General features: G+C 35.3%; 13 protein-coding genes and 1 pseudogene. 4 read left to right on the top strand and 10 right to left on the bottom strand.

The features are described from left to right. Window positions 1–5: 5 nt before the first annotated feature. The 3 genes and pseudogenes from OLM57_RS03890 to OLM57_RS03900 form a co-directional block, all read right to left on the bottom strand. Entirely contained in the window at window positions 6–353 is a 348-nt protein-coding gene (locus OLM57_RS03890) for a DUF2116 family Zn-ribbon domain-containing protein (protein WP_264565931.1), read from the bottom strand. 90 nt (window positions 354–443) lie between these two features. Continuing rightward, a pseudogene (locus tag OLM57_RS03895) lies at window positions 444–1,973 on the bottom strand (GNAT family N-acetyltransferase). A 165-nt stretch (window positions 1,974–2,138) separates the two neighbouring features. Beyond that, window positions 2,139–2,468, bottom strand: coding sequence for a hypothetical protein (locus tag OLM57_RS03900; protein WP_264565932.1), 330 nt, complete (start codon window positions 2,466–2,468; stop codon window positions 2,139–2,141). A 287-nt stretch (window positions 2,469–2,755) separates the two neighbouring features. On the opposite strand from OLM57_RS03900, the gene OLM57_RS03905 reads away from it, so the two are divergent. After that, the gene (locus OLM57_RS03905; RefSeq protein ID WP_264565933.1) at window positions 2,756–3,079 is read left to right on the top strand and encodes a single-stranded DNA-binding protein; all 324 of its coding nucleotides are present in this window, start codon (window positions 2,756–2,758) and stop codon (window positions 3,077–3,079) included. Between the two features lie 487 nt (window positions 3,080–3,566). Here the strand turns inward: OLM57_RS03905 and OLM57_RS03910 are convergent, their stop codons facing one another. The 5 genes from OLM57_RS03910 to metG all read right to left on the bottom strand — a co-directional run bounded on the left by OLM57_RS03910 (window position 3,567) and on the right by metG (window position 9,252). Then, a complete protein-coding gene (locus OLM57_RS03910; RefSeq protein ID WP_264565934.1) occupies window positions 3,567–4,082 on the bottom strand; it encodes a ferritin in 516 nt (171 codons plus the stop codon). A gap of 99 nt (window positions 4,083–4,181) precedes the next feature. Further along, window positions 4,182–5,591, bottom strand: a complete 1,410-nt coding sequence (locus tag OLM57_RS03915) for a hypothetical protein (RefSeq protein WP_264565935.1) — start codon at window positions 5,589–5,591, stop codon at window positions 4,182–4,184. Window positions 5,592–5,673: 82 nt separating this feature from the next. Continuing rightward, window positions 5,674–6,303 (bottom strand): chloramphenicol acetyltransferase, encoded by a 630-nt coding sequence (locus OLM57_RS03920; protein ID WP_264565936.1) that lies wholly within the window; start codon window positions 6,301–6,303, stop codon window positions 5,674–5,676. Between the two features lie 136 nt (window positions 6,304–6,439). After that, entirely contained in the window at window positions 6,440–7,129 is a 690-nt protein-coding gene (locus tag OLM57_RS03925) for an HAD family hydrolase (protein ID WP_264565937.1), read from the bottom strand. A 62-nt stretch (window positions 7,130–7,191) separates the two neighbouring features. Continuing rightward, window positions 7,192–9,252: a methionine--tRNA ligase gene (metG, locus tag OLM57_RS03930; RefSeq protein WP_264565938.1), complete on the bottom strand. Its 2,061-nt coding sequence runs from the start codon at window positions 9,250–9,252 to the stop codon at window positions 7,192–7,194. A gap of 298 nt (window positions 9,253–9,550) precedes the next feature. On the opposite strand from metG, the gene OLM57_RS03935 reads away from it, so the two are divergent. From OLM57_RS03935 to OLM57_RS03945, 3 genes are all read left to right on the top strand, one after another. Beyond that, window positions 9,551–9,970 (top strand): lipocalin family protein, encoded by a 420-nt coding sequence (locus OLM57_RS03935; protein WP_264565939.1) that lies wholly within the window; start codon window positions 9,551–9,553, stop codon window positions 9,968–9,970. A gap of 187 nt (window positions 9,971–10,157) precedes the next feature. Then, complete coding sequence (locus tag OLM57_RS03940) at window positions 10,158–10,310, top strand: hypothetical protein (RefSeq protein ID WP_264565940.1); 153 nt, start codon at window positions 10,158–10,160, stop codon at window positions 10,308–10,310. Window positions 10,311–10,398: 88 nt separating this feature from the next. Beyond that, window positions 10,399–10,938 carry a hypothetical protein gene (locus OLM57_RS03945; RefSeq protein WP_264565941.1) on the top strand — a complete coding sequence of 180 codons (540 nt, stop codon included), beginning with the start codon at window positions 10,399–10,401 and terminating at the stop codon, window positions 10,936–10,938. 109 nt (window positions 10,939–11,047) lie between these two features. Here the strand turns inward: OLM57_RS03945 and OLM57_RS03950 are convergent, their stop codons facing one another. Both OLM57_RS03950 and OLM57_RS03955 read right to left on the bottom strand, forming a co-directional pair. Then, entirely contained in the window at window positions 11,048–12,964 is a 1,917-nt protein-coding gene (locus OLM57_RS03950) for a M1 family aminopeptidase (RefSeq protein WP_264565942.1), read from the bottom strand. Between the two features lie 120 nt (window positions 12,965–13,084). After that, the gene (locus OLM57_RS03955; protein ID WP_264565943.1) at window positions 13,085–13,600 is read right to left on the bottom strand and encodes an outer membrane beta-barrel protein; all 516 of its coding nucleotides are present in this window, start codon (window positions 13,598–13,600) and stop codon (window positions 13,085–13,087) included. Window positions 13,601–13,886: the final 286 nt, after the last annotated feature.

Consider the following 13,886-nt stretch of genomic DNA (forward strand, 5'->3'; position numbering starts at 1 on the left):
GGGTATTAAATATCTTTTTTAACGAGCATGTAAAAATCATTGTCCAAAACCATATAACCCTGGTCGTACAGGAAATAATAGGTATTTCCCGTTTTGGTATTCAAAACGTTGGTGAAAAACTCAAAATCAAAACCCTTGCTCATCAACTTGGCGCGAGTTGTTTTGGATTTTCCATCCACATTCAGCTCTGACAAAATTCGGTAATTTTTGCGCAATTTGTTGTTGATATTGCGCATATAATTCGTACTATCCTTATTTATTTTGTTGTTGTAGGCATTTCGGCAACCATCACTGCAGAATTTCTTGTCTTCACGACCTACAATTGGATCACCACATTCTAGACAGGTTTTCATAATACTATCTTTTTATAACAATTAATATTGAATATTATTTCATTTCTTTTGAGCCAATCCTTAGGCTTTATATTTCTTATATGACTAAAATCAATTCTCAATCTTTTTTATTTGATACAAATCGGTTCTTCGGTCTTTCAGGATTCGCACGCTTCCATGTTCGTGCAATTCTTTCAGCAAACGCAAATCGACATCGACAATCAAAGTCATTTCGGTATTCGGCGTGGCTTCGGCCTTAATACCATTACTCGGAAAAGCAAAATCCGAAGGCGTAAAAACTGCCGCTTGCGCATACTGAATGTCCATATTATTCACTTTTGGTAAATTACCCACGCAGCCCGTAATGGCAACATAGCATTCGTTTTCTATCGCTCGGGCTTGGGCACAGTGTTTCACTCGGGTGTAGGCGTTTTGAGTATCGGTCAGGTAAGGCACAAACAAAATATTCATTCCTTCATCGGCCATAATTCTCGCCACTTCGGGAAACTCGACATCATAACAAATCATAATCCCAATTTTGCCACAATCGGTGTCAAAAGTTTTGATTTCCGATCCTCCTTTCATTCCCCAATGTTGGGCTTCGTTTGGAGTAATGTGAATTTTGGTATACATTTCCGAAGTTCCATCTCTTTTGCACAGAAATCCGACATTGTACAAATTGCCATTTTCCAGATACGGCATGCTGCCCGAAATGATATTAATATTATACGAAATAGCCAATTCCTGAAAACGTTTCCGAATGGGTTCAGAATGCTTCGCCAATTCCCGAATCGCTTCGGCTTCGGTCAAATGATTGTAATCGGCCATTAAAGGCGCAATAAACAATTCGGGGAAAACTGCAAAATCGCAAGTATAGCCCGAAACCACATCTATAAAAAACTCCGATTGTTCGAATAATGCTTCGAGATTGCCCAAAGAGCGCATTTGCCATTGAATTAATCCTAGTCGAATCACATTTTTCTCCGTGTTTATTAATCTTGGACTTTCGTCAAAATAGATATTGTTCCATTCCAGCAAAACAGCAAATTCCTAAGAATCTTCATCACCCTCCAAATAATTTTTTATGATTCGCAGCACATGAAAATCATTACTCAACTGAAACGAAAGTACCGGATCATGCAATTGTTTGCTTTTTACTTTCTCAATGTATTTTTTGGGTGTCATTTTATCGGCATGTTGACCATAACTCGGAATACGGCCTGCAAAAACAATCGCTTTGAGGTTCAACTGTTCGCACAATTCTTTTCGGGCATCATACAAACGCCTGCCCAAACGCAAGCCACGATACTGGGGATGAATAAAGACATCGATTCCGTACAATATTTCTCCTTGCGGATTGTGAGTCGAAAACGAATAATCGCCAATAATCTGTAAATAATTGTGTTTTTTATCGACCAGTTTTTCGTCGACAATCAAAGACAAAGCAGAACCTACTACTTTTCCATCGACCAAAATCACTAATTGCCCTTCGGGAAAAATACCCAACAATCGCTCAATATCATTGGCGCGCCAATAGGAATCGGCCATTTCTGGATACGATTCGACCATCGAGTTTTTGAGTTGTTTGTAATCCTCAAAAGCTAAATTCCGTAATTCTACTTTTTTTATTTTGGCCTGCATAATGGAGAATTTTAGGTGAATAATTGGTTTAAAACTGCAATATTTCAATTTTTTTAGAGCCAATCATTGGGCTTTATTTCTGGGCATGGATTCCTGCTTTTTGTTCAATCTTTTTTGTCTCGAAAAAGTCGAAACAAAAAAGGATTTCACTATAATCAGGCCTAATTAGGATTTATGGTTTTGTGTTTTCTGAATTAAAAAATTAATTTCATAAATTAACAATTCCACTTTTTTAGTGTCACAATCGGTTACAATTATATCTTTGAAATCATTTTCAAATCGAATTCTTAGCAGTTCCGCTTTTGCATTCACAAGAAATCCGAATGTTACTTCTATCACTTTATTCCAAAAAGTCAATTCCCTAATAAGTTCAACACTTTGAATATCCTCTATGTTTATGCGTCTATTGTCATTTGAATGCTGTGTGTTGTTAATTATTAAAAAATTATTTTCAATATAGAGCTCAAACAAAGGATTAGTTCTGATAATTTTCATTTGCAATATTGTTTCTGATTTCAATTGCCTCCCGCTATAGCTGGAAGTAATTAAATCTTCGTAAATCTTAATTTTGTGATAACTCCCAAATATACTCAAAATTTTCCATTTACAAACGGTTACAAATAATTACAACCGAAAGTAAGTAGTTAGCAACAGAATAACTTTTTGAACCTGTCGCATCTTTGCCCTGTCGAAATGAAACAATGCAATATCAATATCAATTGCAAATGTCAATTTCAATAAAAAATCAATTTATATACACTAACATTTAAATTTTACACGCCATGAAAAACAGAGTACAATTAATCGGAAACGCAGGGAATGATCCAGTAATCAAATCTTTTGAGGGAGGAAAAAAATTGGCCAATTTGACCATCGCCACCAACGACAGTTACAAAAACGACAAAGGTGAACGTGTCGAACAAACCGAATGGCACACTGTTGTCGCTTGGGGGAAAACGGCCGAGATTATCGAAAAATTCGTCACCAAAGGCAAACAAATCGCCATAGACGGCAAACTTACCCACAGAAGCTACGACGACAAAAACGGTGAAAAGCGCTATATCACCGAAGTGGTCGTAAGTGAAATTATGCTACTAGGAAAATAGGTTTAGCATTTTAAAACCCAAAAAAAAAGAGTCTCATAAAACCACGAGACTCTTTTTTCATTAATGCAAATTAAAATTAACTATTGCGACGGTACTTATTGAAATGAAACTAGATAAAAAATACAAATTTTGGTAACGTAAGCTAAAAAAAATGGATTATGACAAATAAAAACTAAGCTGTCTTTTTAAACAGATCAAACATTGGGCAACGGCTGCAACGCTTTTTTTCGCCTTTCTTGAATTTTTCGCAACAACTAGACTTGCAGTTTTCGGCCACTTTTATCTTTTTAAGGAGTTCCTTTTTTTTATCCTTTTTTTTGCTCTTCTCTTTTTCTTTCTTGCTCAATGTGTAAAGAATTAAAAACCACCACAAATGTAGGTTATTTTTATCTGTTCTAAATAAACTTTAACACTTTTTCGAACAAAAAAAATCCCCAAATTGTTTTAGTAACGATCTGAGGACTGTGTTTATTAAAATTTATTTTAATTATTTTACGGGAGCTGCTGCATTTGTAATAGCTACTTGCATTATATCTCGGTCAAAAAGGTACAATCCGCCTTTATCGTCACCAATAAGATTGATTTTATCTAAAATATTTTTGGCTGTTGCTTCTTCTTCAATTTGTTCGGCTACATACCATTGCAAGAAATTATGAGTCGCATAATCTTTCTCTTCAAAAGTAATATGAACCAATTCATTTATCGATTCCGAAACAAAAATTTCATGTTTGTATAGTTCTTCAAACATTCCTTTGAAAGTTTCGTAAGTTGTTTTTGGCGCTTTCAAGTCGGTTATTTGTGCATGTCCCCCACGTTCGTTTACATATTTTATTAATTTGAGCATGTGCAAACGCTCCTCGTCAGATTGGGCATACATAAACTGTGCAATTCCTTCCAGTCCATTTACTTCAGACCAACAAGCCATTGATAAGTAGATTTGAGAAGATTCTGCTTCTATACGAATTTGTTTGTTTAGTGCGGTTTCGATATTTTTTAACAACATGATTTCTAGTTTTTAGTAAAATTAGAAAAAAAATAATTTAATGCTATCCTTTTTTGGCAAAAAAGACAATGTTGTGCTTATTTTGAATACTCTTGAACTTTAAAATGAATAATCAAATCCATCTTTAAATTTGCGCATAATGTATTGTTTTGCCTTCGAATCATAATACTCAAAAATATAATAATTTTTGTATCGAATGGTATTTTGCAGAGTTACTTCCCTATGTTCGTTGATAAAACGGGAAATAAAGTCTACTGCAAGTGGTTCCTGCTCTTTTTTGGAATGTTGTAGTTTCTTGTCAAAAACACTTTCAAAATATAAATTAATAGATTTTGCATTGACGAGCAAATCGCCGACATTGATGAAATTTCCTGACATTGCGGCATTAAAACCAACAGAAGTATCAAAAAAACCAGACTCTGTATCACTTGTTCCTCCTATGGTTACCAGAATTTCTTTTTGGGTTTTGTAAACCGTAAGACCTGCATTCAAAAAAACCAAACGTTGCAAAAATCGTGATGTATTTTTTAATTCTTTGGGTTGTTGCCCATCCATTTGTATAAATAAAGGCGAGTTTTTAAAAGCAATAGTATCTGTTTTTGATGCTTGAAATGTCTGAATTGAATTTGCTGATTTATAGTCTTTTATATCAAATTTAAACTCATCTTCAGTGGCAATGAGCTGATATATTTTATTTTCGCAATAAAAGGAATTACCCAAACCATTTTGTTTTGAAATTGCAGGTTGAGGGAATATTTTTTCTTTAATATCAAAAGTGGTTAAGTCAATATCAAATGCCTGTGTTTCTTTGTAATTATGATCAAAAGTCAAAAGCATTCGGTTTTGAAATACATACATTTTGGTCTTTTGAGTCCCTTTGAACAAGGGCGTAAATTCGTTAGTTTCAATTTTTGTAATCGGGCAGACTTCCAGAATTTCGTTTAAAGTCAATGGTTCTGTTTTCTTGTTTTTGAACTTGAACGTGCTGAAATCCAATATTTTCTCTTCTTTTTTTCCGTCTTTAAAAATATAAAGTACCAGTTTTTGTTCTAAATCTTTTTCCGAAAGGATATAAAAAATATTATTTGCTTGAAATTGGGTCACAATAGACTCATTAAAAAAAGAAAATTGATATTGCAAAACGACAGTATTTTTGGCATTCAAATCATATTGCACGGCCAACCATTTTTTAAAATCTCTGGAACACCAATAAAGGGTTGGGTTTCCTTCTTCGTTAAAACTATAACCTGCCAATTCTTTATATTCTAGATCAGGTCGGTTTGTCGTAAAATTGCTGCTAAGAAATAGGGCCGTATTGTATTTGAGAATGGTAATTGTTTCCTTGTCTGAGGCAAATACATATACATCATGCGTTTTTGTGTTTTCGGCATTAATAGTTTGCTGAAAATCTTTGGATTTTGTAAGTTCCAATGGATAGGAAGTCAATAGGGTTTGACTAAAAAGCACCGAACAAGGGGTTAGAATTAAAAAAAAAAGCAGTTTTTTCATGAAATGATTTGTTTTTTTGCGCTTAAAAGAGATTTATATAGAATCAAAAGATATTCTAAAACACGAATTTATTCTGAAAGTACTATTCATTCATCAATTCTTGAAAATAATCGACCATTTGCCCAACATGCATCGCATCCATAAGTCCGTGGTGCACATGAATAGACATGGGCATGGTTCTTTTTCCGTTTTGGTCAATAGTCATTTTCCCAAATGAAATTTTGGGACAACTATCTGGAAAAGTCATGCTTCGTGCATGCGAAAGTGATGTAAATTTCAACCAAGGAATTGCCGAAAAATGAATTAGATTCTCCTCATTAAAAGTACGGGTAAACAAGCCAGTTGTGCTTTGAATGCGTTCAATCTCTGCCAATGCAGTTTCTTCAAAAATACTATAATCTGGATGGTATTCTATCAATGAAAACCCAAAAGTACCATCTTCTCTACTTATCGTTGCTGAGCCATCAATTCGATCATGAACATAGATATGGGTATTTAAAATTCGGTATCTAAAATTTTCAAAAGCATTTACTGCCACAAGAGTTTTATGCAAATAATAAACAAAAAAAGAAGTATTTAAAAATTTACAATTTATATAAGCTTTTGTACAATCTATTTCAACTGTCACTCCAAAAAAAGGTTCTTGCATTTGTTTAAAGAAAAGGAAATGTTCTTTTCGATTCCAATTGTCTAGGTCTAAAAGCGTTTTCATTTTTTTAGTATTTATAATGATCCAATTCTCTAGGAATAACGAGATTTTTAAGAAAGTGCATATAAAATTAAAACCTAGCTAAAATACTAAATAAAAAGCATTTTAACTAGGTTCAATATATTTTTAAAAACAGTTTTTAAACGTCTAATAACTTTAAGACTTCTGTTATTTTTTCGAATGCCTGAAAGTTTTTATGTTCTACCTTATGATCTATTTTTTCATGTGCCCAAGTAGTATGAAAAGGTATGTGAACGGCGTATCCGCCAATGGCCAAAACAGGCAAAACATCCGATTTTAAGGAATTCCCAATCATAAAAAATTCCTCAGGTTGTATCTCTAATCGTTTAAGTAAATCCGAATAATCCACTTCCTGCTTGTCTGACATCACTTCGATATGATGGAAATAATGTCCCAAACCCGAATTGTGTAATTTTCTTCGTTGATCCAGTAAGTCGCCTTTGGTGGCAACCACCAATTTGTATTTTCCATGCAAAGCTTCCAGCGTTTCCTCAACGCCATCCAACAAGACAATTGGTTTTTCGAGTAATTCTTTTCCGTATTGAATGATTTTTTCGACAACTTCAATTGGAATCGTATTGTTCGAGATCCTCATAGCCGCTTCGATCATTGATAGAATATATCCTTTGATGCCGTAACCGTACAATTTGAGATTGTCGATTTCTATCTTGAATAACTCTTTCGAAATTCCCTGATGCGACAAATAATCTTCCATCAAACCACAGAATTTTTTCTCGGTTTCATCAAAATACGTTTCGTTGATGAATAAAGTATCATCAGCGTCGAAGGCGATTACTTTTAGGTTCATGGTTTATTTATTTACTGCTGATTCGCTGATCATTTTTATAATCTGCGAATCAGCGGTTATTTTTAATTTATTGTCTCCCCATTCCCGACACCTTCTGCATCAGGATTTACGAAAACTAGTTTCCCTTCGGCATTGGTAGTCATCAAAATCATTCCCTGACTTTCTACACCGCGAAGATTTCTTGGGGCTAAGTTTACGAGAACGGTTACGCGTTTCCCAATAATATCTTCTGGATTAAAACTCTCGGCAATTCCAGAAACTATGGTACGAACATCAATTCCAGTATCTACTTTCAAAATCAAAAGCTTGTTGGCTTTTGGCATTTTCTCTGCTTCCAGAATGGTTCCCACACGAATATCCATTTTGGCAAAATCCTCAAACTGGATTAAGTCTTTTTGAGGTTCGGCTACTTTATTTTCAGCTTTATTGGCGGTTTTAGTCGCTTCCAGTTTATCAATTTGCTTTTGGATTTCCTCGTCTTCAATTTTAGAAAACAACAACTCAGCTTCACCTATTTGGTGACCTGATGGAATTAAACCAGAACTATCCGTAATGGTTTTCCAGTCTAAAGGCGATTCAATTTTTAAGATTCTTGATAATTTTGTCGCTGTAAATGGCAAGAAAGGTTCACAAAGCGAACTCAATGCCGCAGCAATTTGCAAAGCCACATACATCTGCGTTTGAACACGAGCTGGATCGGTTTTGACCATTTTCCAAGGTTCTTCGTCAGCTAAGTATTTATTTCCAAGTCTGGCCACATTCATCATTTCGCCAAGAGCTTCTCTAAAACGGTATCTTTCCAGTGAACTCGAAATCACGGCTGGATACGCTTTCAATTCGGTCAAAGTAGCTTCGTCAACTTGTGATAATTCGTTTGGTTGAGGTACAATTCCTTCGTAATATTTATTGGTCAAAACCACCACCCTATTAATGAAATTACCATAAATCGCTACCAATTCGTTGTTATTTCTCGCCTGAAAATCTTTCCAGGTAAAATCATTGTCTTTAGTTTCAGGAGCGTTTGATGTTAATGCATAACGCAAAACATCCTGTTGGTTCGGAAATTCTTCCAAATATTCGTGCAACCAAACCGCCCAGTTTTTAGAAGTCGACAATTTATTTCCTTCCAAATTCAAGAACTCATTCGCAGGCACATTATCGGGCAAAATATAGCTTCCTTCGGCTTTTAGCATCGCCGGAAAAATTACACAGTGAAAAACAATATTGTCTTTCCCAATAAAGTGAACCAATTTTGTGTCTTGATCTTTCCAGTAGGGTTCCCAATCTTTTCCTTCGCGCAAAGCCCACTCTTTCGTAGACGAAATATAACCAATTGGTGCATCAAACCATACGTATAATTTTTTTCCTTCGGCACCTTCTACAGGAACATCAATTCCCCAATCCAAGTCACGAGTTACGGCACGAGGTTCCAATCCGCCATCAATCCATGATTTTACTTGTCCGTAAACGTTCGGTTTCCAGTCATTTTTATGTCCAACAAGAATCCATTCATTTAGGAAATCCGAATAACGATCCAAAGGTAAAAACCAGTGTTTAGTCGATTTCAAAATAGGAGTTTCTCCCGTAATGGTCGATTTTGGGTTGATTAAGTCGGTTGCATTTAGTGTGGAGCCACATTTTTCGCATTGATCGCCATAGGCTTCTTCGTTGCCACATTTCGGACAAGTTCCCACCACAAAACGGTCTGCCAAAAACTGATCGGCTTTGGCGTCGTACAATTGCTCAGTTACTTCTTCTATAAAATCGCCTTTATCATATAGTGTTCTAAAAAATTCCGAAGCGGTATCGTGATGAATTTTTGCCGAAGTTCTGGAATAATTGTCAAATGAAATACCGAAATCAGAGAACGATTTTCTAATAATTCCATCGTATTTATCGATTACTTCCTGTGGCGTAATGCCTTCTTTTTTGGCTTTCATCGAAATGGCAACGCCGTGTTCGTCGCTTCCGCAAACAAACAAAACGTCTCTTCCCTGCAAACGCAAATAGCGCGAATAAATGTCCGAAGGCACGTAAACCCCCGCCAAATGACCAATGTGTATAGGTCCGTTTGTATAAGGCAATGCCGCTGTAATGGTATATCTTTTTGGATTCTGTAACATAATTCAGTTTAATTTGTTGCAAAAATAAGCAATTATTTATTGTCATACTGAGTGAAGTCAGAGGATTAGAAGCTAATCCCACTATCTATTGTAAATATATACACTGAACTTCACTGAAAATAAAATTATGTTCTGTACTCTTATTGCTTTTTAAAGAAAAAAAAGATTACTGCCCTCGAAGGAAACTAGAAATCACTTAAAGCCCAAAATAATAATGCAAATACTATCCATAATTATATAACAGTCTTCAGACACTCTAAAGTTAATTTAGCCATTATTAATTCTAAATAAATAGAACATGAAAAGTAAAAGCATATTATTTGCATTTGTATTAAGTATCGGATTATTTGCAGCGTCTTGTAATTCTAATGATGAAAACGAAGGAGACACATTAGCTCCCTTAGAAGGTAAATGGAGTATTGTCAAAGTTGGTACCAATACTAATGGTGTAGAAACATTGGTTGACCCACCACAAAATACAGCTGGTTGTGACCATGATTTTATTGATTTAAAGATTAATAATTCATTAGTTTCAGGAGATTATGATTCCACTGTGAGTCCATGTGCACTAACAACTATGTCAGGAACGTATTCAAAAGGAGACAGTAAAGTAACAATTGTTTTAAATGGTGTAACAACAACTTATGATATTGTTAATCTTACACTTACTGATTTAAAGTTAAAAAACGGTAACGAAATCAAAGTTTACATCAGATAATTCATTTATTTAGGTGTCAGAAACTGCATCTTTAGGGATGTAGCTTGAAAACGGAAGTGACTTTTTAAAAGTTATTTCCGTTTTTTTTTATGAATGATAAGCAAATACGCTTTTGAAAGGGAAAACAGTGCTTTTAAGAGGCCTTTATTTTATATTTGCAAACTGTAATCATCGAAGCTTATAAATTATGGCAAAAGGACCCGAAAAAAATACTAAAAACAAAGCTTTGCACACCAAATTACTCAATCGAAAAAAGACTAAACTTCAGGAAGAGAAAAAAGCACAAGCCTTGCGCTTGAAAGCTTTAGTAACAAAAATGAATCAGAAAAAAGAGGAGTAGTAGGTTTGATGTCAGATAAATCATTTTGTATTTCTTTTCTGTTTTTATTTAACTGAAATTTGTATCAAATAGTCAAACACCTAAAAATATGGAATTCGGCAGAATAATAGTTTCAGAAACAACTTTTAATAGTGGCAATCTTCAAGATGTTGTTCACTCCAATATTTCGGTAATCAATTTAATGCGGGAGGAAGGCGTGAATGACGATTTAATTCACGAAGATGCTTTGATGAGTTATTACTTGGATTATTATTACTCTCAATATGTTTCCGGAAATTTTGCCCAATTTGTACATCATTCCGGTTGGAATAAAGAATTGAACGAATTGCTGGAAGAAGGCTTGACATTAATTGGTGCCGAAAAGCATTTGGCATTATTTCAGCAGCAATCCAAAAAAGTAAAACTAATGAGCAGCGTAAAGCTCAATAAGTTCCTAAAAGGAAAGTTGGAAGGTGTCAATCCAACGAGAGATTTACTCAACAACGATACTTTTTTCGAATTAGAAGAAAATCTGGTTACTTTGAATGCCAATTTTCTAAAAACACACCCCGATTTCGAAGTACTTTCGGTAGACGATATGTTTGCCACTTTAGAAGAATTTGTGGGTCATGAGATTAAAAGAGAATAGGCTAGTTATTTCGCAAAGAAACACTAAGAAAAAACCGTGAAGGTACACGAAGATTTCTCTAAATCTTTCAAAAAAACTTTGCGAATGGCTGTGACTCTTCGTGTTATTGTTATTTCTTCACAAATTTCAATTTCATCGTGCCAGAATCCGTTTGCACATTCATAAAATAAACCCCAGACGGCCATGTGCTAATATCCCAGCTCGTTACCGAATTGGTTGATTTTATTTTTTGTCCAGCCACATTATAAAAGACTGTTTTTTTAATCGTTATGCCACTTGAGAGATTGAGCGCAAGAATATCATTAAGTTGATTTAATGATATTTGTGCCGTTGTCAATTCGAAATTTTCATTTCCTAATGTTGCCGTATTCCCTTTGGAAATGATGTTTTTATTAGGGTCAAAAGTGATACTCGATATCGTAAAAGGCACATTTTCTATAAAACTTTCCCCATTCGCGGTATTGTTCAAAACCAAATCCAATTGTTGGCCTCCAGTTCCGAAAACACGAATAGGGACCGGCATTTCAAAAAAGGAAACCGATGCATCCGATTGTGTCTGATTGATTGTAAATTTGGCTTGACCGCCAGATAAATTTTGGGCTGTAATAGTATAAATAGGATAGCCTTGATTGTAAATCCAATCGTTAAAAAACTCCGTCAAACTACTGCCATAAACGGCTTCCAAATGGGATTGCAAATCGGGAGTTTTGGCGTATTTGTAGGCTAGATTTGCATCTTTCAAATAATTTTTCAATCCTTGAAAAAACAAAGCGTCTCCCATTTTGAAACGCAGCATATTCAAGACCATCGCCCCTTTATTATACGTTAATCGAGTGCTGAAAATCCTATTGGTATCTGTAAGATCAGCATCAGATAAATAGACTGCTCCATTGGTTTGGGAGGTAATGCTATTAATCATTTTGTTTTTTTCGGTTACAAAAGCAGCTTGACCGTCAAAATTCTCAATTACCAATGCGGCAACATAAGTCGCAAAACCTTCGTTGAGCCAAATGTCTTTCCAACTGCCACAAGTGATTTTGTCTCCAAACCACTGATGCGCCATTTCGTGGGCAATTAATCCTCTTCCAAAACTTACCATAAACGAAACTGTAGTGTGTTCCATTCCGCCACCCCAACCAAATTGCGCGTGACCATATTTTTCGGCGTGAAAGGGATAAATTTCAAATAGGCTTTCGTATAAATTTAGTATCAAAGGCGTCTGATCCAATAGTGTTTGCGCCGAAGGCAAAGTCTCTGGATAGATGTAATTAATGATTGGATATTGATTGGGTGCTGTTCCTCCTGTTTGATTGTATAAGCTATAATTGGTTACTGCAATAGCAACCAAATAAGCTGGAATAGGATAGCCATGATGAAAGTGAGTCGTTTTATTGGCACCATTAATCACTGGCGCTTCCGGTTCTACACCATTGGCGACGCTTACATATTGGGATGGTGCTGTAATATAAACATCGATGGCATCTGCTTTGTCATTCAAATCCTGTTTGCAAGGCCACCAATCTCGGGCGCCATAAGGCTCAGATAAAGTATATAAAACGGGAGAACTATTGTGAGTCGAAGTTGTAAAAGCCTGTTCTCCATTTGCGGGAGCGCCAGAATAAGCAATAACAACAGTGGCTGAGGTTCCGGCATTTAGCGTACTTGGTAAAGTGATTACCAATTCGTTATTGGTGTTTTGAATAAATGTTAAAGGTAACCCCTCTTTGGTAACAGAACTTACTGTCAATTGATTGGTTAAGTCAAAAGTTACGGTGGCAAGATTAGTCAGCGCCGTAAAAGTAGTCGTCACTTTTCCAGCAATAAAATAACTCGCCGGATCAACCGTAAACTCCAACTTATGATACGTAATGTCATAATTTTGAGTATTGGGATTGACCAATAAATTCATCTTCTTACTGGCCATTTTCATCTCCGAATGTACAATTTCATCCAGTTGTAGATCATTTTTTTGAGCCGAAACTACAAACGCTGTAAAGAATAAAACAGAGAGTAACGTTGATTTCATTTTTGTCTTTATTTAAAACAAATATAATGATTCTCAGCTAAGTTGAATATTCGATTAAAAAACATAAAAAAACCACCTGAATTATTCAGATGGTTTTTGTTAAATTTTATTTTAGAAAGTTTAGAGTTTAAAAGTAACCCCTGCTTTGACACCACTGGTTACGGTTCCTCCTCCAAATTCTAGGTTAACCCCAAAGGTATTGCTAAAGAAATAGCGACCCCCTACTTGAAGTCCAACGCCAAAAGAAGTATTGTCTGGGTGTGGGTTGCTGCCGTAGTTATCATAAGTCCAAATGAAATAGGAAAGACTGCTACCGGCATAGCAATCAAATTTGCCTGGAATATGCAACAAACTGTTGAAATGATAATTTCCGCTGACACCAAGGCCAATTGCAGAAGAGTCGTAGTAGGAGTTATAGTCTTTATAATAACAATGACCCTCAGACTGAAAAGAAATTTCGCCGCCAAGAGTAAAATCTTTGGCGATTCCGCAATCAATCCCAAAATAAAAAGGAACACCCCAGCCTGAAGATCCCAATCCTGCATTCAATTGAACTCGACCTGGTTCAAGAGGACTTTGTGCAAAAACACCAATTGACATAAAACCTAAAGCGACTACTAGAATATTTTTTTTCATGTGAAGTTACTATTTGTTTGTTAATGGGACATAACATCGACACTCGTATTTATCACATCGATTATAGATAATTGGTCTTACATGATTTTCAATTGTATCCACAAGGTTCGGGATGAAATCATGGCGATTATATGATTTTTTCTTTACTAATCACAATACAAACCTACTCCTTTTAGAAAAATTCCATTTTACACTTTTATATTTTTTACTTTCATAATTATCACTTTATACACCGAAAAAGGTTAGAAAATTATTTTTACTACTTTGACCAACAAATCCTTTATGG

The sequence above is a fragment of the Flavobacterium sp. N3904 genome (assembly GCF_025947305.1).
In the GTDB taxonomy this organism is placed as follows: domain Bacteria; phylum Bacteroidota; class Bacteroidia; order Flavobacteriales; family Flavobacteriaceae; genus Flavobacterium.

Coding starts and splice junctions, on each gene's coding strand:
- OLM57_RS03890 (WP_264565931.1), bottom strand. CDS start 353: ATGAAAACCTGTCTAGAATGTGGTGATCCAATTGTAGGTCGTGAAGAC.
- OLM57_RS03900 (WP_264565932.1), bottom strand. CDS start 2,468: ATGAAAATTATCAGAACTAATCCTTTGTTTGAGCTCTATATTGAAAAT.
- OLM57_RS03905 (WP_264565933.1), top strand. CDS start 2,756: ATGAAAAACAGAGTACAATTAATCGGAAACGCAGGGAATGATCCAGTA.
- OLM57_RS03910 (WP_264565934.1), bottom strand. CDS start 4,082: ATGTTGTTAAAAAATATCGAAACCGCACTAAACAAACAAATTCGTATA.
- OLM57_RS03915 (WP_264565935.1), bottom strand. CDS start 5,591: ATGAAAAAACTGCTTTTTTTTTTAATTCTAACCCCTTGTTCGGTGCTT.
- OLM57_RS03920 (WP_264565936.1), bottom strand. CDS start 6,303: ATGAAAACGCTTTTAGACCTAGACAATTGGAATCGAAAAGAACATTTC.
- OLM57_RS03925 (WP_264565937.1), bottom strand. CDS start 7,129: ATGAACCTAAAAGTAATCGCCTTCGACGCTGATGATACTTTATTCATC.
- metG (WP_264565938.1), bottom strand. CDS start 9,252: ATGTTACAGAATCCAAAAAGATATACCATTACAGCGGCATTGCCTTAT.
- OLM57_RS03935 (WP_264565939.1), top strand. CDS start 9,551: ATGAAAAGTAAAAGCATATTATTTGCATTTGTATTAAGTATCGGATTA.
- OLM57_RS03940 (WP_264565940.1), top strand. CDS start 10,158: ATGGCAAAAGGACCCGAAAAAAATACTAAAAACAAAGCTTTGCACACC.
- OLM57_RS03945 (WP_264565941.1), top strand. CDS start 10,399: ATGGAATTCGGCAGAATAATAGTTTCAGAAACAACTTTTAATAGTGGC.
- OLM57_RS03950 (WP_264565942.1), bottom strand. CDS start 12,964: ATGAAATCAACGTTACTCTCTGTTTTATTCTTTACAGCGTTTGTAGTT.
- OLM57_RS03955 (WP_264565943.1), bottom strand. CDS start 13,600: ATGAAAAAAAATATTCTAGTAGTCGCTTTAGGTTTTATGTCAATTGGT.